The organism is Gordonia sp. N1V (genome assembly GCF_029269935.1).
GTDB lineage: Bacteria > Actinomycetota > Actinomycetes > Mycobacteriales > Mycobacteriaceae > Gordonia > Gordonia polyisoprenivorans.
The window spans coordinates 75,289-97,297 of the sequence record NZ_JARJDD010000015.1; the positions used below are offsets into that span (position 1 = coordinate 75,289).

The 22,009-nt window shown below is 68.2% G+C and carries 24 protein-coding genes; 10 read left to right on the plus strand and 14 right to left on the minus strand.

Annotated elements, in window-relative coordinates; genetic code table 11:
- Positions 1-403 precede the first annotated feature (403 nt).
- The 4 genes from P3L18_RS18860 (at position 404) to P3L18_RS18875 (ending at position 4,418) form a co-directional block, all read left to right on the plus strand.
- The gene (locus tag P3L18_RS18860; RefSeq protein WP_014360625.1) at positions 404-1,249 is read left to right on the plus strand and encodes a hypothetical protein; all 846 of its coding nucleotides are present in this window, start codon (positions 404-406) and stop codon (positions 1,247-1,249) included.
- 201 nt (positions 1,250-1,450) lie between these two features.
- Entirely contained in the window at positions 1,451-2,464 is a 1,014-nt protein-coding gene (locus P3L18_RS18865; protein WP_211544344.1) for a hypothetical protein, read from the plus strand.
- Positions 2,461-3,732, plus strand: coding sequence for a lipase family protein (locus tag P3L18_RS18870; RefSeq protein WP_276114906.1), 1,272 nt, complete (start codon positions 2,461-2,463; stop codon positions 3,730-3,732). The genes P3L18_RS18865 and P3L18_RS18870 overlap by 4 nt, the downstream gene beginning before the upstream one ends.
- On the plus strand, positions 3,729-4,418 hold the full coding sequence (locus P3L18_RS18875) for a lysoplasmalogenase family protein (RefSeq protein ID WP_276114907.1): 690 nt from the start codon (positions 3,729-3,731) through the stop codon (positions 4,416-4,418). The genes P3L18_RS18870 and P3L18_RS18875 overlap by 4 nt, the downstream gene beginning before the upstream one ends.
- A gap of 7 nt (positions 4,419-4,425) precedes the next feature.
- Here P3L18_RS18875 and P3L18_RS18880 read toward each other — a convergent pair whose 3' ends face one another.
- Together P3L18_RS18880 and P3L18_RS18885 are read right to left on the minus strand one after the other, a co-directional pair.
- Complete coding sequence (locus P3L18_RS18880) at positions 4,426-5,913, minus strand: sugar porter family MFS transporter (protein WP_006367662.1); 1,488 nt, start codon at positions 5,911-5,913, stop codon at positions 4,426-4,428.
- 179 nt (positions 5,914-6,092) lie between these two features.
- On the minus strand, positions 6,093-6,566 hold the full coding sequence (locus P3L18_RS18885; protein WP_006367663.1) for a hypothetical protein: 474 nt from the start codon (positions 6,564-6,566) through the stop codon (positions 6,093-6,095).
- Positions 6,567-6,742: 176 nt separating this feature from the next.
- Between P3L18_RS18885 and P3L18_RS18890 the strand changes: the two genes are divergently transcribed.
- Together P3L18_RS18890 and P3L18_RS18895 are read left to right on the plus strand one after the other, a co-directional pair.
- Positions 6,743-7,321, plus strand: a complete 579-nt coding sequence (locus tag P3L18_RS18890; RefSeq protein WP_079930360.1) for an HhH-GPD-type base excision DNA repair protein — start codon at positions 6,743-6,745, stop codon at positions 7,319-7,321.
- Between the two features lie 19 nt (positions 7,322-7,340).
- Complete coding sequence (locus tag P3L18_RS18895) at positions 7,341-8,303, plus strand: hypothetical protein (RefSeq protein WP_006367665.1); 963 nt, start codon at positions 7,341-7,343, stop codon at positions 8,301-8,303.
- A gap of 19 nt (positions 8,304-8,322) precedes the next feature.
- On the opposite strand, the gene P3L18_RS18900 is transcribed toward P3L18_RS18895, so the two are convergent.
- From P3L18_RS18900 to P3L18_RS18935, 8 genes are all read right to left on the minus strand, one after another.
- Positions 8,323-9,660, minus strand: coding sequence for a hypothetical protein (locus tag P3L18_RS18900; protein ID WP_276114908.1), 1,338 nt, complete (start codon positions 9,658-9,660; stop codon positions 8,323-8,325).
- Positions 9,661-9,738: 78 nt separating this feature from the next.
- Positions 9,739-9,936, minus strand: a complete 198-nt coding sequence (locus P3L18_RS18905; protein WP_006367667.1) for a CsbD family protein — start codon at positions 9,934-9,936, stop codon at positions 9,739-9,741.
- Between the two features lie 129 nt (positions 9,937-10,065).
- Positions 10,066-10,623: a hypothetical protein gene (locus P3L18_RS18910; protein ID WP_276114909.1), complete on the minus strand. Its 558-nt coding sequence runs from the start codon at positions 10,621-10,623 to the stop codon at positions 10,066-10,068.
- Positions 10,620-11,228, minus strand: coding sequence for a DUF6286 domain-containing protein (locus P3L18_RS18915; protein WP_006367669.1), 609 nt, complete (start codon positions 11,226-11,228; stop codon positions 10,620-10,622). Before P3L18_RS18915 ends, P3L18_RS18910 begins: the two co-directional genes overlap by 4 nt.
- Complete coding sequence (locus P3L18_RS18920; RefSeq protein ID WP_079930362.1) at positions 11,225-11,794, minus strand: Asp23/Gls24 family envelope stress response protein; 570 nt, start codon at positions 11,792-11,794, stop codon at positions 11,225-11,227. Before P3L18_RS18920 ends, P3L18_RS18915 begins: the two co-directional genes overlap by 4 nt.
- On the minus strand, positions 11,787-11,969 hold the full coding sequence (locus P3L18_RS18925; RefSeq protein WP_006367671.1) for a hypothetical protein: 183 nt from the start codon (positions 11,967-11,969) through the stop codon (positions 11,787-11,789). The genes P3L18_RS18920 and P3L18_RS18925 overlap by 8 nt, the downstream gene beginning before the upstream one ends.
- On the minus strand, positions 11,962-12,384 hold the full coding sequence (locus P3L18_RS18930) for a hypothetical protein (protein WP_006367672.1): 423 nt from the start codon (positions 12,382-12,384) through the stop codon (positions 11,962-11,964). The genes P3L18_RS18925 and P3L18_RS18930 overlap by 8 nt, the downstream gene beginning before the upstream one ends.
- Positions 12,381-12,884 carry an Asp23/Gls24 family envelope stress response protein gene (locus tag P3L18_RS18935; RefSeq protein WP_006367673.1) on the minus strand — a complete coding sequence of 168 codons (504 nt, stop codon included), beginning with the start codon at positions 12,882-12,884 and terminating at the stop codon, positions 12,381-12,383. The genes P3L18_RS18930 and P3L18_RS18935 overlap by 4 nt, the downstream gene beginning before the upstream one ends.
- Before the next feature lie 162 nt (positions 12,885-13,046).
- On the opposite strand from P3L18_RS18935, the gene P3L18_RS18940 reads away from it, so the two are divergent.
- Together P3L18_RS18940 and P3L18_RS18945 are read left to right on the plus strand one after the other, a co-directional pair.
- Positions 13,047-13,733, plus strand: a complete 687-nt coding sequence (locus P3L18_RS18940; RefSeq protein ID WP_276114910.1) for an RNA polymerase sigma factor — start codon at positions 13,047-13,049, stop codon at positions 13,731-13,733.
- Complete coding sequence (locus tag P3L18_RS18945; protein WP_006367675.1) at positions 13,730-14,197, plus strand: hypothetical protein; 468 nt, start codon at positions 13,730-13,732, stop codon at positions 14,195-14,197. The genes P3L18_RS18940 and P3L18_RS18945 overlap by 4 nt, the downstream gene beginning before the upstream one ends.
- A 58-nt stretch (positions 14,198-14,255) precedes the next feature.
- Here P3L18_RS18945 and P3L18_RS18950 read toward each other — a convergent pair whose 3' ends face one another.
- Positions 14,256-15,551 (minus strand): acyl-CoA dehydrogenase family protein, encoded by a 1,296-nt coding sequence (locus P3L18_RS18950; RefSeq protein ID WP_276114911.1) that lies wholly within the window; start codon positions 15,549-15,551, stop codon positions 14,256-14,258.
- Positions 15,552-15,889: 338 nt separating this feature from the next.
- Between P3L18_RS18950 and P3L18_RS18955 the strand changes: the two genes are divergently transcribed.
- Positions 15,890-17,068, plus strand: coding sequence for an AI-2E family transporter (locus P3L18_RS18955; RefSeq protein ID WP_079930366.1), 1,179 nt, complete (start codon positions 15,890-15,892; stop codon positions 17,066-17,068).
- Between the two features lie 16 nt (positions 17,069-17,084).
- Here P3L18_RS18955 and P3L18_RS18960 read toward each other — a convergent pair whose 3' ends face one another.
- Both P3L18_RS18960 and P3L18_RS18965 read right to left on the minus strand, forming a co-directional pair.
- Entirely contained in the window at positions 17,085-17,906 is an 822-nt protein-coding gene (locus P3L18_RS18960) for an enoyl-CoA hydratase (protein ID WP_014360642.1), read from the minus strand.
- A 127-nt stretch (positions 17,907-18,033) separates the two neighbouring features.
- Positions 18,034-19,749, minus strand: coding sequence for an LCP family protein (locus P3L18_RS18965; protein ID WP_276114912.1), 1,716 nt, complete (start codon positions 19,747-19,749; stop codon positions 18,034-18,036).
- Between the two features lie 462 nt (positions 19,750-20,211).
- Here P3L18_RS18965 and P3L18_RS18970 point away from each other — a divergent pair, with 462 nt between their 5' ends.
- Entirely contained in the window at positions 20,212-20,541 is a 330-nt protein-coding gene (locus tag P3L18_RS18970; protein WP_079930369.1) for a transglycosylase family protein, read from the plus strand.
- A gap of 131 nt (positions 20,542-20,672) precedes the next feature.
- Here P3L18_RS18970 and P3L18_RS18975 read toward each other — a convergent pair whose 3' ends face one another.
- Entirely contained in the window at positions 20,673-21,890 is a 1,218-nt protein-coding gene (locus tag P3L18_RS18975; RefSeq protein ID WP_006367682.1) for a cation:proton antiporter, read from the minus strand.
- Between the last annotated feature and the right edge of the window lie 119 nt (positions 21,891-22,009).

The window sequence follows — 22,009 nt, forward strand, 5'->3', positions numbered from 1 at the left end:
GCGGCAATCGGGTGGACGGGCTCGGCGGGGGCACCCACCGGTCACCGGTTCTGCCGATGTCCGACGCGCGGCCGCATTGCACGCCCGCGTTGATCTAACCAGGTGATCAGTGCCCACACGAGCCCAGCCCGCGTGACACCAACAGTAACAATTGCATCAATTGCCTCACTTGTCACAACCGTTCGGAGTTAGGCTGCCTGGACACCGCCCCACCCGAGGGGCTTAGAATGACCGGCGACGTCCGCGGTGTGCTCACTGAGCGCCGGGTCCGATTACTCGGCACGCCGCAGTGCTCGAGGGTGTCGGGGGGACGTCGGAGCCAGAGAACGCCAGCGTGGGCCGTGAATGATCTCGGCGCACACCGACTTTGATAGGACCTCGCCTCGTGCGCCTGCAAGCACCGATGAGCCGATCCCGACGCCTGATCGCCGCCACCGCGGTGGCCATCGCCACGTCGCTCGCCATCCCCGCCGTCGCCATGGCGGCACCCACCAGCCCGGCGCCGACATCGCAGACCCCGAGCCCGCAGACACCGAACGAGCAGACACCGACCCCGGATCAGCGCACGCTCGACTCCCTCGGAGCCTTCGCACCGGCGATCATCGGTGCGGTCACCACGCCGGGTCCGGACGGCAAGGTCAACGCCGACCTGCTGCGGCAAGCACAAACTCTCGCCGACAATCCCGCGCTGCCCCCACAGATCAAGGACATCTGGAAGCAGATCACCGATTTCCTCGGTGAGCCGGGGCGTCAGCAACTCGCCGCCCAGCGGGCCGCCGAGACCCGCGTGGCCAAGCCCGGTGACCCGGTGATCCCGCAGGGCCCGAACGCTCCGCGTATCCAGGAGTTCCTGTATCCGACACTGGGCTTCGGCTGCATGCCGGGCAACGGTAACTCCCTGGGTCGGGCTCTGGTGACCGCGGGTCCGCAGGCCGCGCCCGCGCCCGGACCCAAGAGGGGCGAGGCCGGTTACGTCTACACCAGCCTCGGCACCGGTCCGGCCGTCAACAGCCCGGTCCGCAAGCTCTGGGTGAGTTGGCTCAACATCGACAACGGCCGCACCGGCCAGCTGCAGCTCAAGCGCAACGAGAAGATCAATGTCGCGGCGGGACCGGGCACGTTCACCGGGATCGCGGCCACCGGCAAGGGCCGGATCATCTCCACCATCTACGGCGACGTCACCACCAAGACCAAGGGCCGGGTCCTCTCGTGCACGATCGCACCGACGATCGGCATCGCGATCATCTGAGCGCTCTGCTGCCACGCCAACGCCCCGGCCTCTCGGCCGGGGCGTTGGCGTTCTGACGGGCATATCCCCACGGTCGCGGGCGCATCACAACTCGGACTCGCGACTTGTCGATCCGGCAACCCTCATGCTTTCTTTTAACTTGAGCACCATCTGTCACATTCGCCCCACTGGTTGCGGGCGAGTTGCCGCCTGAGGAGAGCCATGTCCATTGCGCCACGTTCGACGTCATCGTCGTCGCAGTCTCCGCACCCGACGCCGTCGGCGCGACATCCGCACCGGCGATGGGGTCTCGGCGTGAGCGGTATCGCCCTGGCGACCGCGATCACCCTGGGCGGCGGTGCTGGACTGGCACACGCCGCACCGGCACCCGCACCGCATGCCCCGACCACCCACGCCCCCACCACGCGCGCAACGGCCACCACCTCACCCACCGACCAGATCGGTGACCTGATCAACCAGATCGAACTCGGCGCGGTCCCGCTCGACAGCGAACTCGCCGACGCCGTCCGCAAATTGAAGGCTGCCGGCGTGGATCAGATGGCGCTCAAGGCCGCCGAGGCCGTCAAGAGCAGCCTCGGCCAGATCTCCCCCGACCAGATCACCGGCCTGCTGGGCCAACTGCCGCTCGGCGGACTCTCCTCGGGAACCACCCAGGTCTCCGCGCGCCGTGACGTCGACACGGTCGCCGACCCGCTGGCCGTCCTGCGCGCCGCCGGCATCCAGACCTTCACCCCGTCGATCGCACCGTTCTGCGCCGCACCGACTGCCGACAACCCGCTCGGACTGGTCACCGCCGGAGCCGGCGCGGTCGCCGGGCCGTGGCCGATGAAGTCCGAGCCGACGACCCCGATCAACCAGATCCTGCAGATGATCCCGGGTGTCAAGGTCCCACCGCTGGCACCGATCAACCTGGTCCGCGACGGTCAGACCGGATACGCATTCGTGCCGGCCTCTCCGGTCACCGACGGCAAGATCCAGGTCGCCTGGTTCAACACCAGCAGCCTGCAGGGCGGTTTCGCCGATCTGCAGTCACTGACCGACAACCCGCAGGCGGCACTGCTGACCAAGATGCTCCCGGCCCTCGGCGCCATTCGACTGGCGCCGGTGGACACCGGCAAGGGCACCATCCTGTCCGCGGTCTACGGCACGGCTCGCAACGGATCGCAGTCCTGCTTCTTCCTGCCCGCCGTCGGCATCGTCGACGCGACCTCATGATCACCCTGCGGCGCCGGCCCCGCTGGGTCGCCAGACGCACCCGACTCGGTACCGCCCTCGCGACCACCGCGGTGGTGGTGTCCGCGGGCATCACCGGCTCGGTGATCGGCCTGGCGCATGCCGCGCCGGGCTCCGACCCCACCACCGAGGCCACCTCGACCACCCCGTCGGCGGGTCCCTCCGCCGATGCCACCACCTCGACGGGCATGCCGTCGGCGAGCGCGGGACAGCAGGCCGGAACCGTCTACGCCAACCGACAGATCCCCGGGTCGAACCTGTTCGCCGGGGCGCGTCAGGGCAATCAGTTCACCTACTGGAGCGTCGGCGCCGACGGTGCCGCGCACCTGAGCACCGGATCGCTCTACCTGCCACCGCAGGCAGCCCCGGCCGGCGGTTACCCAATCGTGGTGTGGGCGCATGGCTCTCGCGGTCTCGCCGACACCTGCGCCCCGTCCGTTCACCCGACCGACACCGACCTCGACGCGTTGCGCACCTGGTTGCGCCGTGGCTATGCCGTGGTCGGCACCGACTACGCCGGCCTCGGAACCACGGGCACGCCACAGTATTACGACGTCGACGCGACGGCCCGGAACATCGTCGACGCGGTCCGCGCCGGCCGGGACATCTCCGATCAGCTCTCCGCCTGGTGGGCCGTCGTCGGTGAAGGGCAGGGCGCGTCGGCGGCGATCGCCCTGGCTCGTTCGGCGCCGAAACTGCAGGGCCCGAAGCTCGATTACCGTGGCAGCGCGGCAACGTCGATTCCCGCCGACTTCGCTTCTCTGCTCAGCAATCTCGGTCCCACGACGACTCTGACCGCACCGCCGGGATGGGTGTCCGACGCGCTGTACACCCTTGCCGCGATCCGCACCGCACACCCCGAGGTCGGTCTCGACGGCTACCTCAGCGACGCCGGACGTGCGTGGATGACCAAGGCGCAGAACCAATGTGTCGGCGATCTGACGCGCGAGGTGGCCGGGCTCTCGCTCGGGTCGCTGTTCAGCAGGCCGCTGGCCCAGAACTCGACGCTGACCACCATCCTGTCGTCGGCGTCGACGCTGCCGTCGAGCGGGTTCACCCGGCCGGTGCTGATGACACAGACCCTGCAGGACCCGAATGTGGTTGTGCCGCTGACCCTGAAGTACATCAACGACGCCCGAACCGCCGACCGGCGTGTCTCCGGTCGCACCTATCTGACGCTCGACGAGCGCCAGGCAACCTCGATGTCGGACAACGACACCCGCGATTTCGTCGCCGGCCTGATGCGGTGAGGCACCTACCCTACGCACTCGCCGCGGGTGTCGCCGCAGTGGCAGGCGCCTACGGCTCCCGCCGGGCCGCCGCACTCACCAAGCCGGTGCCACTGGCGTTGCTGGCGGTCGAGGTCGGTCGTGGTTGGCGCACACGGACACCGGTCGACAACGCACTGCTCGGCGCCGCGGTCGCGTTCTCGGCCGCCGGCGATCGCGCGATGCTCGCCGAGGAGTTCACCCCGGCCGCCCCGGAGGATCACCACACTCGTCTGCCTCTCGCTCATCCGTTGAGCGCCAAGGATTCCCGGCTGGCGCTGGGGGCTGCACTGTTCGCCGGTGCGCAGCTGTCGTATTGCACGCTGCTGTGGCGCCGTGGAGCCCGCCCACGGGTGCCCGACGTCGCCCCGCGAATGCTCGCACTCGCCGAGTCGGCGGCGGTCATCGGCTACCACCGACCCCGACTGCTGTCGGTTCTCGGCCCCTACGGCAACACGCTGGCGACCATGTCGGCGCTCGCCGCTTCCGCACCCACCGGGCAACCCGCTCTGCGCGTCGGCGGATTGTTGTTCCTGGCTTCGGATCTGAGCATCCTCAACCGCCGTCATCTGATGAGCGACCCGGCGCGGCGACGAGCCGTCGAGGTGTGGGTGCTCGCCTCGTACTTCGCCGCGCAGGCATTGCTCGTCGGGACGCTCGCCGAGTAACCCAGAGCTACTTGACGCGCGAGGACTTGGCCGCGTACTTGCTTTGCAGCGCCGACAATTCGGAGTCGGCCATCGCATCCATGTCCTCGAGTTCCATACCCTTGGTCTCGCGGACCTTGAATCGCACGAAGAAGTACGACGCCGCCGCGCAGAAGGCGAAGAACCCGTAGATCCACCCCAATCCGACGACCTTGCTCATTTGCGGGAACAGCATCGAGATGATGAAGTTGGCGACCCAGTTGAACGCGGTGCACACACCGAGGGCAACGCCGCGGATACGGTTGGGGAACATCTCGCCGAGCATCACCCACATCACCGGACCCCACGTCGCGGCGAAGGCGACGACGAACAGATTGGCACCGACGAGGGCCAGCGGCCCCCACGGATCGGCCAGTGACGTCTTGGGTTCACCGTCGACGACGGTGGTGACCGCCTGGGTGAAGGCGACACACGCCATGACCAGTCCGATGAACATGCCGACCGAACCCCACAGCAGCAGCACCCGACGACCGATCCGGTCGACGAACAGGATCGCCACGAACGTCATACCGACGTTGATCGCCGAGGTGATGACCGAGGTGGTGAACGCGTCGTCGGTGGAGAAGCCCACCGACTGCCACAGCGTCGTCGAGTAGTAGAAGATCGCGTTGATACCCACGAACTGTTGGAAGATCGCGAGCCAGATACCCACCCACACCAGGGGATGCAGTCCGAACGAGGGTCCACGGATGTCGGCGAGCGAACTGTTGCGTTCGCGCTTGACCGTCAACCGGATCTCCTTCACCCGCTCGAGCGGGTTGGGTTCACCGGTGACCTCCTGCAGGATGCGCGCCGCCTCCTCGTCACGGTTGCGTCCGACGAGATAACGCGGGGATTCCGGGATCGACAGCGCCAGGAGGCCGTAGATGACCGCCGGGATGACGCCGACGAGGAACATCCACCGCCATGCGTCCAGTCCCCACCAGAGGTCCTTCTCGGGTCCGCCGGCCTGATTCTGTAGCAACGTGTCCGAGAGCAGCGCGGCGAAGATGCCGAGGGTGATCGCCAGCTGCTGCATCGACGCGAGGGCGCCGCGGTAGCGTGCGGGCGCGATCTCGGAGATGTACGCGGGAGCGATGACCGACGCGATACCGATGCCGAGGCCGCCCAGGATGCGCCACAGCAACAGATCCCACAACGTCTGGGTGTAAGCGGTACCGATGGCCGAGATGATGAACAACGCCGAACCGAGCAGCATCACCCGTTTGCGGCCCCAGGAGTCGGCGAGCCGACCGGCGAACCATGCACCGACCGCGCACCCGAGAAGCGCGACGGCCACCGCGAATCCGTTGACGAGGAAGCTCAGCTCGAAGGTGTCCTGGATGGAGTTGACGGCGCCGTTGATGACCGAACTGTCGAACCCGAACAGGAAGCCGCCGACCGCGGCGGCGATGGAGACGCCGATGACCTTGGCCGTGTGTTGTTCGGCGATCTCGGCGTTGTGCGCTTCTGACATGATCCGAACCCCTTCGTCCGGGCCCGATATCGGAAGGGATCGGGCTACCGCGGATTACGCTACCCCGCGAATTCGCCCGGCCCCCATGGTTTCGCCCACCCGCATGTCGCCCATGACCGAAGTGTTATCGGCCTCGGGCGCACGAGAAAGGGGTGGACCGCGCGATCTCCGAGCTGTGCCTAGGCGGTTGCCTGGCCCCGACAGCTGGAGTACTGCGGGTTGACCATCGGCACGAACGCCAGCGCACCGATCTTCTGGTTGATCGTGAAGCTCACGGGGCCGCTACCGGGGTGCAACACCACTTCCCAGCCCACCACCTGGGTTCGGGTCGGGACCCGCACCGTGCCGGTGCGTCCGGTCCGCAGATTGCGCCACGCGACCGTCACCTCGACGGTGAATTCGAGTACGCCGGGCTTGGCTCGCGAGGACCCGACGAGCGAGATCGCCGGCCCGGGCAATCCGTCGGAGGGGAAAGCGATCTGGTTGTAGACGTCCACCCACACCGGAATGCGGGGCGCGGGCCACGGATTGGCGCTGTCGCAGCGCAGCGTGGTCACGTAATTGGGTTGCGGGTCGGGTAACGCCGACGCCGTACCCGAGGCCTGGGCGGTCAGCCCGAGCACCACCGCCGCCACCGAGACGACCGCGATCACCGCCGTCCGGAAGCGCCGACCGCATCGGCCACGCAACCCAGACGTCGACGGTCTTGTCGTTGTAATCGGCGTTGTTGTAACCGGCGTTGTTGTAATCGGCGGCGTCTCCCCCGAGCGCCGAGAATCCACGGACCCACGCAGCATGGGGCTCAGTGTAGGGGCACTACCCTGGTGCCATGGCGAAACTGCAGATTGCCCAGGATCCCACCGCCGACGAATTGTTGTCGACCGATCCGTTCGCGCTGCTCACCGGGATGCTCCTGGATCAGCAGTTCCCGATGGAGCGCGCTTTCGCCGGGCCGGCGAAGATCAAGGACCGCTTCGGCTCGCTCGATCCCGAGGCGATCGCCGCCGCCGACCCCACCGAATTCGCCGACCTCTGCGCCACCCCGCCGGCGATTCACCGCTACGGTCGCTCGATGGCCGGGCGGGTTCAGGAGCTCGCCCGAACCGTGGTGGCGGAGTACGACGGTGAGACCGAACGGATCTGGACCGAGGCCACCACCGGCGCCGAGCTGTTCGCGCGGCTGCGCAAGCTCCCCGGCTTCGGTGAGCAGAAGGCCAAGATCTTCACCGCGTTGCTGGCCAAACAACTCGACGTGAGGCCGGCCGGGTGGACGAAGGTGGTCGGCGACTACGGCAAGAAGGGTTTCCGTTCGGTCGCCGATGTGACCGATGCGGATTCGCTGCTGCGGGTGCGCGAGTTCAAGAAGGCCGCCAAGGCGGCGGCCAAGGCCGAGTCCGCACAGCGCTGACGCGCGCTATCGTTCCCCCATGAACTCCCCCGACACCGGCGACGCCGGCGCGAGTGGGTCGGTGCCTCGCCGACAGTCTCCTGGTCCGATCGACGTCCGGTCCCTGATCGAGTTCCCCTTCCAGTTGGGTTTCGCGGTCACCGGTGTCACGCTCACCGCCGCGGAATCGGCGGTCAACATCGCCCGCATCACCGCCGACAGCGTGCAGCACGAGCTCAATCACGCTCTGGGGATCTCCGGTGACGAGCTCAGCGGAGCCCGGGCGCCGCTGGCGTTACTCGGTCAACTGGCCGATCTCCTCGGTCCCGATCGTCCTTTCGGCCGGATCGTCGCCGCGGGCGGACCACTCGAACGCCTTCTCAATCCCGGTGGCGTCATCGACCGCCTGACCGCCAAGGACGGATTGCTCGAAAAACTCACGGCGCCCGGCGGAATCCTCGATCAGATGTCGGAGGACGGCGGCATCCTGACGCGGTTGACCGCCAAGGACGGTCCGCTGGACCGCCTCACCCGCACCGGCGGGGTGATCGACCAGTTCACCGAGAACGAGGGCATTCTCGAACGCCTGACGTCGGAGGGCGGCATCATCGACAAGTTGACCGCACCCGACGGCGTCCTGGAAAAGGTCACCGCCGACGGCGGAATCCTCGATCGCCTCGCCGAGGACGGCGGTCTGCTCGACCAGCTCGTCGGCGAGAACGGCGCGGTCGAGCGTGCCATCGCGCCGGACGGCCCGCTCGACCGCATCACCGAACTCACCGAGGTGATCGGTCAGCTCGCACCCAATCTGCTCGCCATGCAGGACACGGTGCACGAGTTGGCCGAGACCGTCGATCTGCTCAATCAGACGGTGGCCCCGCTCGGCGGGCTCGCCGAGCGCCTGCCGAAGCGCCTGACGCGAGGCCATCGGGGCGGCAACGATTCTCCGACGTCGACGCGCGGGTCGGAGCCGGACGACGGCCCTCCCCAGATCACGTCCTGACCGACTCGTTCCGGGCAGCTCACCGTCGGAGGGCGTCGGTCAGCAACGCCAGGTAACGGTCGATATCGGGGCATCGGCGGGGTGCAGCGATCACCGAAAGCGTCACGCGCGCACCGAGACCGTGCACGCCATGGTTGAGTCCGTGCACCGGGGACAGTGCCGGGAAGCCTGCGGTGATCACGGATCTGCTGCCCCCGCCGAGCGTGAGATCGGCCGGTCCCCGATCGACGGAGGAGACCACGCTGATACCGTCGATGCGCTCCGGGAGCGGCGCCGCCCCAGCCTGACGGGCGCCGAGGATTCGGAGCGGGGCAGGAGTGGCGTGTTCGGCCCGACGGGCGGCTGCGCGTTCGGGGGTCATGTGTTCGTCACGGGCGCGGGCGATCTCGGCGGCGATCGCCGAGGCTCGACGGTCGAGGTCGGCGATGTCGGTGTGCAGGTCGATGCCGACGGTCCGGAAGTCATTGCGGGAACCGGTATTCGGGCCCGTGGTGGCCCGTCGCCGGGCGACGGTGAGGGTGATCGTCACCGGCATCGACGGGTCACCGAGGAAGCGCGGAAGCGCGTCGGAGATCGCCGTGAGGGCCCCGACGGTGACGGTGCCGCCACGGGCGGTGAGCACATCGGCGGGGACGGTCAGGGTGCGCAGTTCGCGTCCGCGACCGGGTGGCCCGTTGATCGATGTCGGCGCGACACCTGAGGTCGCCTGACCCGAACCTGTTGTCCCCGAAACCTGTCGGTGGCAGTGAAACGCGAGACCGCCCCAGAAGAGCATGCGTGCGACGTCGATGGGCATGCGGGCCACGCCGAGTGCCGCGGCGGCCGGGACGTGCGCCACCGTCGTCGGCCACCGTTTGGCCAGGCACCGCGCCTGTACCTCGATCTCCTTCTCGGAGAACAGTTGTCGCGCAATGGCCGACGATCGACGGCCGTCGCCAAGCGCGTGTGCGACCTGCAGAACCGCGACGACGAGATCGCTGCCCTCGGCCACGCCCGGGGCGGGTGTGACCGCCCCGTAGAGATGTAGCCGCCACATCTGTTGCCGCGCATCGAGTTGATCCTCCATCGACTGCGCGATGTGATCGAGGCACGCCTGCCACGACAGGGGACCCTGAGTCACCCGCACCTGATCCGCGGAGACCGGAGCATGCCGCCAGTACGGCCGGTCGAGGTGGGCCGGGGCGTCGGCGACACGCAGTCGCAGATCGTCGATCGTCGCGGCTCGACGGCGCACCTGCTCGGCAACGACGTCGAGAGCCGTTCGCGGCGAAGTGAATCCGTAGACCAGGAACTGGTCACTGGGCATCGTCGACGACATCCAGTACCACATCGCGTCGACGGCACTCATCCGCTGCATCGGGCTCACCCTACCGCCGGATGCGCCGGGGCGGACATCGTCGATGACGATGCCCGCCCCGGTGTTACCGCGCGCGGCTCAGTTGCCGGTCAGCTTGTCCTTGACCTTGCCTGCGGCGTCCTTGACGCTCTCGATGCCGTCCTTGACCGCGGCCGAGGCCTGATCGGCCTTGCCCTCGCTCTTGAGGCTGTCGTCGCCGGTGACGTCGCCGCCGACTTCCTTGGCCTTGCCCTTGGCGTCTTCGACCTTGTTCGAGATCTTGTCCTCGAGTGCCATGACAGCTCCTTCTCTTGATGGTCCCGGCGCGCAGTGCGCTCGGGTCTGCCGGGGGTCCCGGCGAGTTCGTGGCGACACCGAGATGCGGTGTCGTGTCTGAAATCGTGAGTTCTGCGCTCGCGTGCGGACTCAGCGACTCGGATTCTGCAGGTGGACCAACGCCTGGACGTGGATGTCGGCCCCGTCGACCGCGCGACGAATGTTCTCCACGGCGGGCCCGAGCACCTCGGCGATCTCGTCGTAGGAGTAGCGCGGCGGTGCGGTGACGTCGATGCGGATGATGCTGCGTCCGCGATCATCGAGGGCACGCGCGGTCGCCTTGTCGAACATCGTCCGTTCGGACAGTTCGTCGGCGACGGCGGCGGCGATCAGCTTGGGCGGAACCGTCAGGATTCCGTCGGCACCGCTGCCGGTCAGGGTCAGGTCGTCCACCCGACCGGGACGCGACGCCGCACCGAGCAGCGCGAACCCCCAGATCACCGCGATGACGACGACCCCGAGAAGCACAGCCCACCACCAGTTCTCCGCGGTGGTGCGGCTCGCCCAGGTGGGATCGAGATGATCGACCCAGCCGTGGATGGGGGTGATGTCGAGTTGCCAACCGATGGCACCGACACCCACCACCAGAAGTGCCAGGCCGATCACCGCGACGGTGAATCGGTGCAGGATCGCTGGACGCCGGTTCACGAGCGTGCCTCCTTGCTGCGGACCACGCGCCGGATCACCACGCGTGGAGGATGTTTCACCGGGGCCAGTGCCTCGGCAACGCGGTCGCGCATGGTCTGCTCGTCCACACCGCCCGACACGGTGACGGTGACCTTTGCCCGTCGTCGGGTGACCACGGTCGTGGCGTGCTCGACCCCGGGGACGGTGAGCAGTGCGGCACTCGCACGGCGCGCCATGTCGCCGCGGCGGGTCCACATCACCTCGAAGTCTCCGAGTGGGACGTGGGTGCGACGCCGGGGCTTGACGGCCAGCCACACCAACCACAGTCCGACGATCACGCAGATCACCGCGACCGGCCACATCCAGTCCTGCCACGTACTTCTCGTGATCCAGTCGGCGGTATTCGTCGTCCATCGGGTCCCGTCGATCCATCCGGCGTACACGATGAGATCTCGGATCCCGACGCACGCCAGGCCGAGGAACAGGAGCCCGATCAGCGACCCGACGATCGCCGCGCCCGGGTAGGCCGCAGGGGCGAAGACCTTGCCGCCGGCGAGATCCTGGTTCTCGGCGACGACCTCGGCCCGTGGCCGCGATGCGGATTCGGGTGTCGTCGATGTGGTCATGAGTGAACCCTCTCCTGCCCTGTCTCGGTGTCGGTGACCATGTCGGTGTCGGTGTCGCGCGCCTGCGACTCGCGCTTCTCGATTTCCGAGGGAGCCGGTAGTTCCACGTAGCCGTCGCGGGTGGTCGAGTCCCCGTTGTCGGTGGTGATCGTTCCCACCGTCACATCGACCCGAGAGGGCCGAATCCCGGTGAGCCGCGCCAGTTCGTCGGCGACGTGGGCGCGCACGTCCCGGCACACCTGCGCCACCGCGCACGGCCAGGTCAGCGCAACCGTGACCTCCACGAGCGGCGCGGTGTCGGACATGTCGACGCGCACCGCGGGGTAGGCCGCGCCCAGCGCACCCGGTCCGAGCAATGATCCGATCGTGTTGCTGTACTTGGTGACCCCGTCGATGTCGAGTGCTGCCCGGCGGGCGATCTTGGCGCCCACACGGTCGGCGATGATCAACGCCCCCTTGGCATCCCCGGTGGCCGGGGCCGCGGTCCCGACGGCATCCGGACGCACCTTGTCGACGCCTCGCGTCACGGTGGCGCCGGTGCGCGTCGGGGTCGACGACTCAGCCACGGTTCCGGCTTCGCAGCAGCGCACCGAGATCGATGGCGCCGTCGCGTTGTAGACCCAGTGCCAGCCCGATGCCGCCGAGGACCAGCGCGAGGACGAAACCGCCGAAGCCCCCGGTAGTGACCGCGAGTGCGAGCAACAATCCCACGATCAAGCCGATAGTTGCGTTGTTACCCATTCTGATTCCCCTCTGTCGCGCCGGGTTGGTCACCGCCGGCGGGGGTGCCGCGGCGGGAAGCCGAATTCTGTTGTTCCGCCCGTTGTCCCGGGAAGCTGATGTCCTCGATGGTCACATCGACCGGCACCCCGGCGACCTCCGTGGCAACAGCCACCGCGTGCGCGGCGACGGTACGCAGGTCGTGGGAGATGTCGACGATCACGTGCACTCCGCCGCGGTCGTCGTCGAGTTGCACACCGCTGACCCGGCCGCCGGGGAGATAGGTGGCGATCTCGCCGAACATGCCGCCGTGCAGACCGGTGACCCCGTCGACCGCGGTCACCGCGTCCGCGACCTGCTGCGCAAGGTCGGCGCCCGGCCCCCCGGAACGTGTGGGGAGCCGGTCACTTCCGGATTCGGCCTGCACGGCGATCACTGAACCCGAGGCGGGGTGTCGGTCTGGTCGTCGTCGTCATCGCCGAAGTTGATGTCGTGCACGGTGACGTTGACCTCGGTGACCTCGAGCCCGGTCATGGATTCGATCGCGTTGATCACGTTGCGCCGGATCGCCGCGGCCAGTTGATGAATGGCGACGCCGAAGTCGGCGACGATCGATACGTCGACGGCGGCCTGCTTCTCGCCGACCTCGACGTTGATGCCCTGGGTGGTGCTGACCGAGGTTCCGGGAATGACCTCGCGCATCTTTCCGACGACACGCTCGGCAGCGCCACCGACATCGTGGACGCCGTCGACCTCGCGGGTCGCGATGCCGGCGATCTTCGCGACGACCGCATCGGCGATCACGGTCCTGCCGCGGTCACCGGGCGCGCCACTCTCGCGGGCCAGTGCCAGGCCCTTTCCCGTGGGCTCACTGGTGTCCGTCGCTGCGGCGGCGGTGGTGGTCTTGGTCTTATCGGTCACAGTTGAATCGGTCACGAGAACTCCTCTGTACTCACTCGACTACACACGGTGGACACTGTTCGCGGCATCCGCCGCACCGAGCGCGGCGAGAAGACCTCGGTGGTCTCATCGTCGTCCCGGATTGCGGCGCACGATGCCGGTATAAGGTCAGTCGTAGTGGAACCGAAATGTGCACGCGTGAATTCGAGTGAGTCCGGTCACAGCCCGGCGGCTCCGGGTCTGGCGTTGGGCGGTCTGTCCGACGACGAGTTGGCCGCGGCCGCCGCCGTCGGCGACACCGAGGCGTTCTCGGAGCTGGTCGCCCGGCTGTCCCCACCCTTGCTGCGGTATCTGCGCCGTATGGTGCCCGATTCCCAGACCGCGGAGGACCTGGCCCAGGACACGTTGCTCGATGCCTGGCGGGGGCTGCCGGACTTCGCTTTTCGCAGCAGCGTCAAGACGTGGGTCTTCGCGATCGCGCACCGCAAGACGATCGATTATCGCCGCCGTCGCCGAGACATTCCGACCGACGACGTCCAATTCGCCGACCTGGCCGCCGCCGAACCGCTACCGTCGGATGAGGTGATGCGGCAGACCCTGGTCGAGGCGCTGGGTACCGAGTTGCTCACCCTGCCGCAGAATTCCCGGGCGGTGTGGTGGCTTCGCGAGGTCGAGGGATTGTCGCTGGCCGAGATCTCGCGAATCCTGCAGATCAGCACCGGATCGGTCCGCGGACATCTGCAGCGCAGTCGCCGCTATCTCGCCACCCGGTTGGAACCCTGGCGGCCCGGTGGCCGATCGTCGGACCCGCCCAACGACCCCGGCGCCGATACCGACACCGACCCGACGCCGACACCGACACAGCAGGAAGGAGCCCAGGAGTGAGTAGCCAACTCGACGACGAACAGACCGACGCCTGGCTCGTTGCTGCCGGACGTGAACTCGACGGTGCCACCGACCGTCTCAGCGAGGACGCCAATCGCCTCGTCACCGCGATCACCGCGAATCTCGGGCGGGTGCGCCGGCCGGGCCGCCCCCTCGACACCGACACTCCCGGGGTTCAGGTCTCCGACCGGGTCCTCAAGCAGGTCCTCGCGGTGCGCATCCGCCGCACCGTGGGTCGCCTGGTGGTGCATCTGCTCGTCGACGGCGAGGACGGACGCGTCGACCGCATCCGGATCGGCCTGATCGCCCGCTACCACGACGTGCTGCCGTCGGATTCGGAGCAGGTGCGCGACATCATGACCGAGGTGCTGACCGAGTTACTCGGGCCCGAACACGCGGCGGTGGCCGCCTCCCACCTCGATGTCCGCTGGCAGGATCTGGAAACGCACGAGTGGTCGGCGTGAACCGCCGACCACTCGTCGTCACTTCCACCCGCGCCCGGGCCGGGCGGGTGAGCTGCCCTTACTCGCCCTGTGCTGCCTCGTCTTTCACCGACCTGCGGTCACCTGCGCTCCACGCATAGGGCAGATCGGCGCCGTTGAGGACATGATCTCCGATGGCGCGCAGCTTGAAGATGAGCGGGTTGTGTACCGAGATCACCCGCGCGTTGCGCCAGTGCCGGTCCAGGCGCAGCCGTTCGGAGGTGATCGACGCCCCGCCGACCTCGAACAGGGCTGACGTGGCGTCGAGCACCGTCGTGATGACCGCGTGCTGGGCGCGGGCGACGTCGAACTCGACCTCGTCGAGCAGCGCCTCGTCGGTGGCGCCCTCGTCGAGGAGCAGATCGAGCTTGCCCGCGATGTCGAGGACCAGGGTGCGCGCGGTGTAGGCAGCAGCGGCCAGGCGCCCGATGACCTGCTGCACCAACGGATCCTCGCGGGGTAGATCCGCCGCGGCGTGGGTGAAGGTGCGGGTGCGGGCACGCACCCATTCGGAGGTGTCGTCCAGCGCGCGTTGCGCGATACCCGCGAGCACCGACAACTGCACCAGCTGCAGATACGACGTCGCATACGTCCGGCCGGGGGCTCCGTATCCGGCGCCGAGCAGCCGATCAGCGGGCACCTCGACACCGGTGAACTCCGTGGTGCCGCTCGCGGTCAGCCGCTGACCGAAGCCGTCCCAGTCGTCGTGCTGGGTGACCCCGTCGGCGTCGGCGTCGACGAGAACCGAGACACGTTCTCCCCCATGATCACCTGCGACGAGGATGTGGTCGGCGTAGAGACTGCCGGTGCTGTAGTACTTGGTGCCGTCGACGCGGTATCCGCCCTCGGTGTCGGTCACCGTGGTGCGATAGCGGTCCACGGCGCCCACGCCGGGCTCGGTGATGGCGTTGCCGACGAGCGTTCCGTCGGCCACGGCCTGCAGCCACCGCTGTCGGGCGGGCGAGTCGTCGGCGAGCAGCTGATCCTCGACGAAGGACCAGTGCACCCGAAGCGCTTGGGGCAGATTGGATTCCGCCGCAGCCAGATCGATCAGCAGCCGGAACAGGGTCTGTACCGACGCCCCGTAACCACCGAATTCGACGGGGACACGCAACGCACCGAACCGGACCTGTTTGAGCCACGCGATCTCCTCGTGGGCGAGACGGCGGTCCTCCTCTCGCGCGACGGCCCCCTCGGCGATCCGGGCGAACACCGGCCCGAAGACGGCATCGAGGTCGGCGTCGGTGTACTCGCCACTTGCGGGGGTGCTTGCGGCGCTCGAGGTGCTTGCGGCGCTCGAGGTGCTTGCGGCGCTCGAGGTGGTTGTTGCGGTCACGGTGGTCCTTCCACGGCACCGACCGCCGGTGTGCGGATGCGGCGGCCGAAGTCTTCTGGGTCTGTCCTGTCGTCTGTCCTGTCGGAGCTGCCGGTGCGGCATCGCGACACGAGGCCCCGACAGTCTCCTCCGCCGTTCCGCTGCCGCCCACACTTCTACGCAGTGCGCGCAGAAGGCGTGCGGATCGGCGTGACTCATCCCTGCCGGGTGATTTGTCCGGACTCGCGGTCGCCGAAGCACCCACAACGGGCACCACCGGACCTAGTCTTTTCGCAGAGCACGTCATCACAGGGCGCTCGGTGGTCTCCGCGCGCCGCCGGAGAAGGGGCACACCCGAAATGGCCAAAGCCCACGCACCCATGTCGTTGCGCGCGAACCCACCGGCGTGGTCGATGCCGCGCGGTGCCATCGTGCTGGTGTCGATCGCCGGCATCGTGGTGGCCGTCGCGGGTATCCGATCGGTCTCCTCCCTGGTGGCACCGATCTTCTTGGCGATGATGCTGACGGTGGCGGTGGCCCCGGCCGCGAGTTGGATGCGGCGCAAGGGTTTACCGGCCTGGTTGGCCTTCGTCACGGTCCTGGTGCTGGTGTACGGAATCCTGGTGGGACTGTTCGCCTCGCTCGCCTACTCGGTGGCGCGCCTGGCGACGATCCTGCCGAACTACAGCGACAGGTTCAACGATCTCCTCGCCTCGTTCCAGCGGTTCCTCACCTCGCACGGGGTCAGTGAACAAAAAGTGCACGACATGCTGCACAACATCGACTCCAGCAAGATCATCGGCGCGGCCACCGACATCGTGCAGTCGACCGCCGGCGTCGCCTCGTCGTTGGTCCTGATCCTGGCGCTGCTGTTGTTCATGGCCGCCGACTCGGTCGGTTTCGGGGACCGGATGGAGTATCTACGCGCCGAGCGCCCCGACATCGCGTCGGCCTTCTCCGCCTTTGCCCAGGCCACTCGCAGTTATCTGTGGGTCTCCACGCTGTTCGGTCTGATCGTGGCGGTGTTCGACAGCGTGGCGCTCGCGATCATCGGCATACCGCTGCCCATCTTGTGGGGCCTGTTGTCGTTCATCACCAACTACATCCCGAACATCGGATTCGTCATCGGCGTCATCCCGCCTGCGCTGCTCGGGCTCCTCGACGGCGGTGTGCCGACGATGCTGGTGGTCATCGTGGTCTACAGCGTGATCAACGTCGTCATCCAGTCGGTGATCCAACCGAAGTTCGTCGGCGACGCCGTCGGGCTCTCGACCACCTTGACGTTCGTGTCGTTGCTGTTCTGGGCGTGGGTCCTCGGTCCGCTCGGGGCGATCCTGGCGGTGCCGTTGACCATCATGTGCAAGGCTCTGCTGCTCGACATCGATCCGTCCACGCGATGGGTCGACGCGCTGCTCAATTCCTCTGTCCCGCAACGGGCGACGACGCCGTCCGACAAGAACGACGAGCCAGACGAGCCCGACGATCCCGATCCGGCAACGCCGCCGGAGGACGGACCAGACCCCACCGAGACGCGTTAGGAGGACTCGGAGGAGTTCACCGGTCGGTCCACACCGGCGCTCGTTTGGCCAGGAACGCCGACATCCCCTCCTGCGCATCGCAGGTCATCGCGTTGGTGGCCATCGTCTCGGCCATGAGCTCGTATGCGCGCGTCTCAGTTTCGTCGATCTGCTGATAGAAGGCACGTTTGCCGATGGCCAAGGTGGAGGCGCTCGACCCGGCGATGCGCAGCGCGAGTTCACGGACCGTCGTCGCCAGTTCGTCGGGTGACACGACGTCGTTGACCAGTCCCCAGTCAGCGGCGGTGTCGGCGTCGATGGCGTCACCGGTGAGCAGCATCTTCATCGCCCGCTTGCGCCCGATCGCACGCGTGAGCGCCACCATCGGCGTCGAGCAGAACAATCCGATGCGCACACCCGGGGTCGAGAACGTCGCGGTCGTGGCGGCCACGGCGAGATCGCAGGTCGCAACGAGCTGACAGCCGGCGGCGAAGGCCGCCCCGGCGACCTCGGCGATGACCGGACGATCGAGTTCGTGGACCGCGGCCATCATCTCCACACAGGTGTCGAAGACAGCGCGCTCGTCGTCGAGGGTGCGGTCGACGAGCTCGGACAGATCATGTCCGGCGGAGAACGCCGGCCCGTGCGCGCGGATCACGACCACCCGGACGGCGTCGTCGGAACCCAATGTCCGCAGGGCCGCGGTGACGGCGCGCATCGTCTCCGTCGACAACGGGTTGCGCCGACGCGGGCGGGTCAACGTCACGATCCCCAGTGGCGCCTCGACAACCACCTCGACCGGATCCGGATCCGAGGACCCCGTGCCGACCCCTGTTGCCGGCTGTGCTGTGTGCGTCACTGTCTTCTCCTCGCTCCCACCCCGCGTAGGGCTGTACCCGAGTCCAGTGTGCCGATCACCTCGACCCGGCATCGGCATTTCCCGACGAACCCGCCACGCCCCGTCCGTGTGGGCAGGTGTCGACCGGTCAGTCGACGCAGGGAATGGTGCCCGTGTTGACCACGGCCGGGCCGCTGTCGGGCGCGGGTCCGGAGTCGTCGGCACTGGCGTCCTGGGCCCCGTCGGAGGAGTCGTCGGTCGTCGGGGTCGCCTCCGACCCGGAGTCCGACGACGACGCACCGGACTGGGAACCGCCGGACTGGGAGGTATCGGATGAGGACGGCGCGGGCGCGGCGACCGGCACACCGAAGGCGCGCTGGACCTCGGCGCGGATCGCGACGGGATCGATGATGTTGACGTCTTGATCGTCGACGGTCGCATACCGCACGACGGGCAGGGTCTGGAAGCTGATCTTCTGATCGGGCACGCCGATCATGTCCTGGGCCCAGGAGACCACATCCCAGCCCTGGGAGAAGACGACGTCGTCGTCGACGACGCTCATCAGCCGGTTCAGCTTGCCGACGTCGGTGAGCGTCCCGGCGCTCTGCACCTGATGGAGGGCGGAGAGCAGGAAGGCCTGCTGGCGGTGGGTGCGGTCGAGGTCGCCGCGGGTCAGCCCGTGACGCTGGCGCACGAAGGCCAATGCCTGCGACGCCGACAGCCGATGCATGCCCGCACTGAAGTTCGCGCCCGAATAGTCGTCGGACACCGCATGATTGAGGCACACCTCGACGCCACCGAGCGCCTTGGCGACGTCGTAGAAACCGATCAGGCTGACCTCGGCGAATCGGTCGATGGGCACTCCGGTGAGGGTGCGCACCGCCTTGATCGTTGCGGTGCGGCCGGCATCGCGACCCTTCGCCTCGAGCGTGGCCGGATCGCTGATGCCCTCGTTGGCCAGTTGGTCCTCGGTCGCCGCCTTGGTGCGGCCGTACACCTCTTTTATCTTGGCCTGGGACACGTCGAGATCGGGCGTCTCGACGAGGTCGTCGCGCGGAATGGAGTAGGCGACGATGTTCTTCCGGTCGGCCGGGATGTGCATCAGGATCAGCGTATTGGTGTTGTAGCCACCCGAGTCGCCGTCACCGGCGTGCAGCTGTCGCATCACATCGTCGGGAAGATCGTTGCCGTTCTTGTCCTTTCGGGTGTCGAGCCCGATCAGCAGGATGTTCTGGGCGCCATCGGTCGACCGCGGCGCGCCCTGCAGCGCGTTGGAGTACCCGAGCCCGCCACGAAAAGTGCTGGCCCCCATCCACATCGCCCCACAGACGACGAAGGCGACAACCGAGCACACCACGACTGCCGCGCGTGCCAGTCCGATCGCGGTCCGGCGGCGCGCGGGCCGCGCGGAATCGTTCGCTGATAGTCGTGGTGCACGACGCCGTGCGGGGTCGCGTTCGACCGAGCGGCCCCGTGCGGTGCCGCTGCGGACCGGAATGGCCCGGAATGTGCCGGCATCGGCCCCCACCGTGCCGTCGTCCGGCGTCGACGCGACAGTCTCCCGCGCTTGCGGTCGAGGGCGACGATCCGGTGTCGGGGTCGTCGGGATGGGTCGGGTCGGGTCCTCGGAGACCGAACGGCGGGTCGGCTGCGGCTCGATGGGGCTGACGTCGAGATCGGGGTGATCCGGCGCGTCCGGTTCCGCGGGGAAGCCCCCGACCGGCGTCCAGACCGAGGTGTCCTCGTCGGCTCGGCGCTGCGCCGCCCGGCGATACACCTCGCCCGCAGTCGGCCGATCGGGCCGTGCGGCGCGGTGACGTCCGGAGGACGCACGCGACCGACGTCGATCGAACTCGCTGGCCATCCGTTCTCCACTCGTCGTCAGGGCGCCGTTGCGCGCCGCATCGTCCCCTGGGGCCGGCGGCGTCGGCACGTAAACCGCGCAAGGCTAACCCCCCGGACTGTGAGGGGACTGAGCACGCGCTCGCCCGCCCGGTCCGACGTAGACGACGAATTGCGCATTCCGCGAGCAACTTTCGACATCAATGCCGCGAAACGGACAGCGACGCAACCGAAAACGCGTGACACGAACCACAAACTCACTGTGCGCTTGGTCACAAAACAAGGGTCCCGCCAACCCCTGGTCGAGGAGCGCGACACGCCGTGATGCGCAGGCATTTCCTGGTCACTTCACAGCGTTATCTCACCGTGATGATTTTCCCGCAGGTCGCAAGCGTGGGCGTGACCTGACCGTTATCGAGCCCGTAGGGTCGCCTCCGGTCCGAGAATCACCTGCCCACCACCGGGCGGATGAGAGGAGGAATGGATGACGACCACCATGAAGAAGCTTGCTGTGCGCGCCGGAGTGATCGGTGCCCTGGCGGTGGCCCCGTTCGGCGTGGCAACCGCGACCGCATCGGCCGACACCGGCCACAACTGGGACGCCGTCGCGCAATGCGAGAGCGGCGGCAACTGGGGCATCAGCACCGGCAACGGCTACTACGGCGGCCTGCAGTTCACCCAGTCCACCTGGGAAGCCAACGGCGGCACCGGCAACCCCGCCAACGCCTCGCGCGACGAGCAGATCCGCGTCGCCGAGAACGTGCTGGCCACCCAGGGACCGGGCGCCTGGCCGGTCTGCGGTCAGTACCTCTGATCGACAACGACGCAGCACGGATCCGGTGTCTCCCGGATCCGGCCGAGGGGACGATCCATTCCATGGGTCGTCCCCTCGCTCGTCTGGCGGACGTGCTCGTCCTGACGGGCGCCGAGACGCGGCCCACAGCGTCACGACACCGCGGACGCCGCCGTGGAGTCCTTACGCGCGATCAACCGAGCAGCCAGCGGGAACACCAGCACCGTCGTGGCGCCCGCGGCCACGAGTGTGGAGGCCAGCGTCGGTGACATCAGATCGCTGCTCGTCGCGACCTGGGTGACGGCGACGATGATCGGCAGGCCGGTGGCAGCGTAGAGCGCCAGCGAGATGCGCTCGCGTCCGACGCGCAGACTTGCCTCGTGGGTCACCAGCCGCTCGCCCACCCACACCGGGACGCCGCGGGCAACGCCGATACCGACGACCAGGATCACCCACAGCATCGGCGCCGACGCCACCGCCGACGGATCGATGTTCATGCCCGAGGTCACGAAGAAGACCGGGATGAGCAGGCCGAAGCCGATGACCTCGAGGCTCTCGACCACCCGGGTGTCCTCGGGGAGCAGGCGCCGAAGGGCGATGCCGGCGGCGAAGGCACCGAGCACCACGTCGAGATCGAAGACCGCGGCCACCGCCATGAACGCCGCGAGCAGCACCACGACGACGCGCACGGGCAACTGGAAGGTGCCGCCCTCCATCTCGACGAGAGCGGCGCGCAGGGCCGGAATCCGGCCGACTCGTCGCGGGAGCGCGAACAGGACCAGGGCCGCGACGGCGAACAGGGCGAGCACGATCGCCGCTCCGCCGATGTTGCGGCTGGTCAACAGCAACGACATCGCCAGGATCGGACCGAGTTCACCGACCGCCCCGTGGGCCATCACCGCGCGTCCCAACGGCTGTTCGAGTAGCCCGTCGGCCTTGATGATCGGCAGCAACGTTCCCAATGCCGTCGAGGTCATCGCGATCGCGATCGCGACGTGTGCCGTGAAATCGCCCGGCGCCACCAGCAGTGCCACCGCGATCGTCGCGATGAGCAGACTCAGCAGCCAGATCCCGCCCGCGAGCGCACCGGGCTTGCCGCGCAGGATGTGCGGGTCGAGTTCGAATCCGGCGAGCAGGAAGAGCATGCCGAGGCCGAGCTGGCTCACCGCGGCCACCGAGTCCGGATCACCCACGGCGAGGACGTGCGGCCCGAACACCATGCCGAGAATCAGCAGCACCACCACCTCGGGGACGTAGCGGCGGGTGAGTCGGGCGACTAGCGGCGCGGCCACCGCCGCCACCGCGATCCAGAACAGGGTCACCGCGGTGCTGCGGTCGGGATCCGAGGCCGCCTCGGCAAGCACGCTCACCCGCGTTATCCTGCCGCATCGCCCTCGACGTGCCTATCATGACGCGACCACCGGCCCGCCACATCGCACCGTGAGCGCCGGCCCCGATCGCGAGGAGCGCCCCGATGACCCCGCCCGCG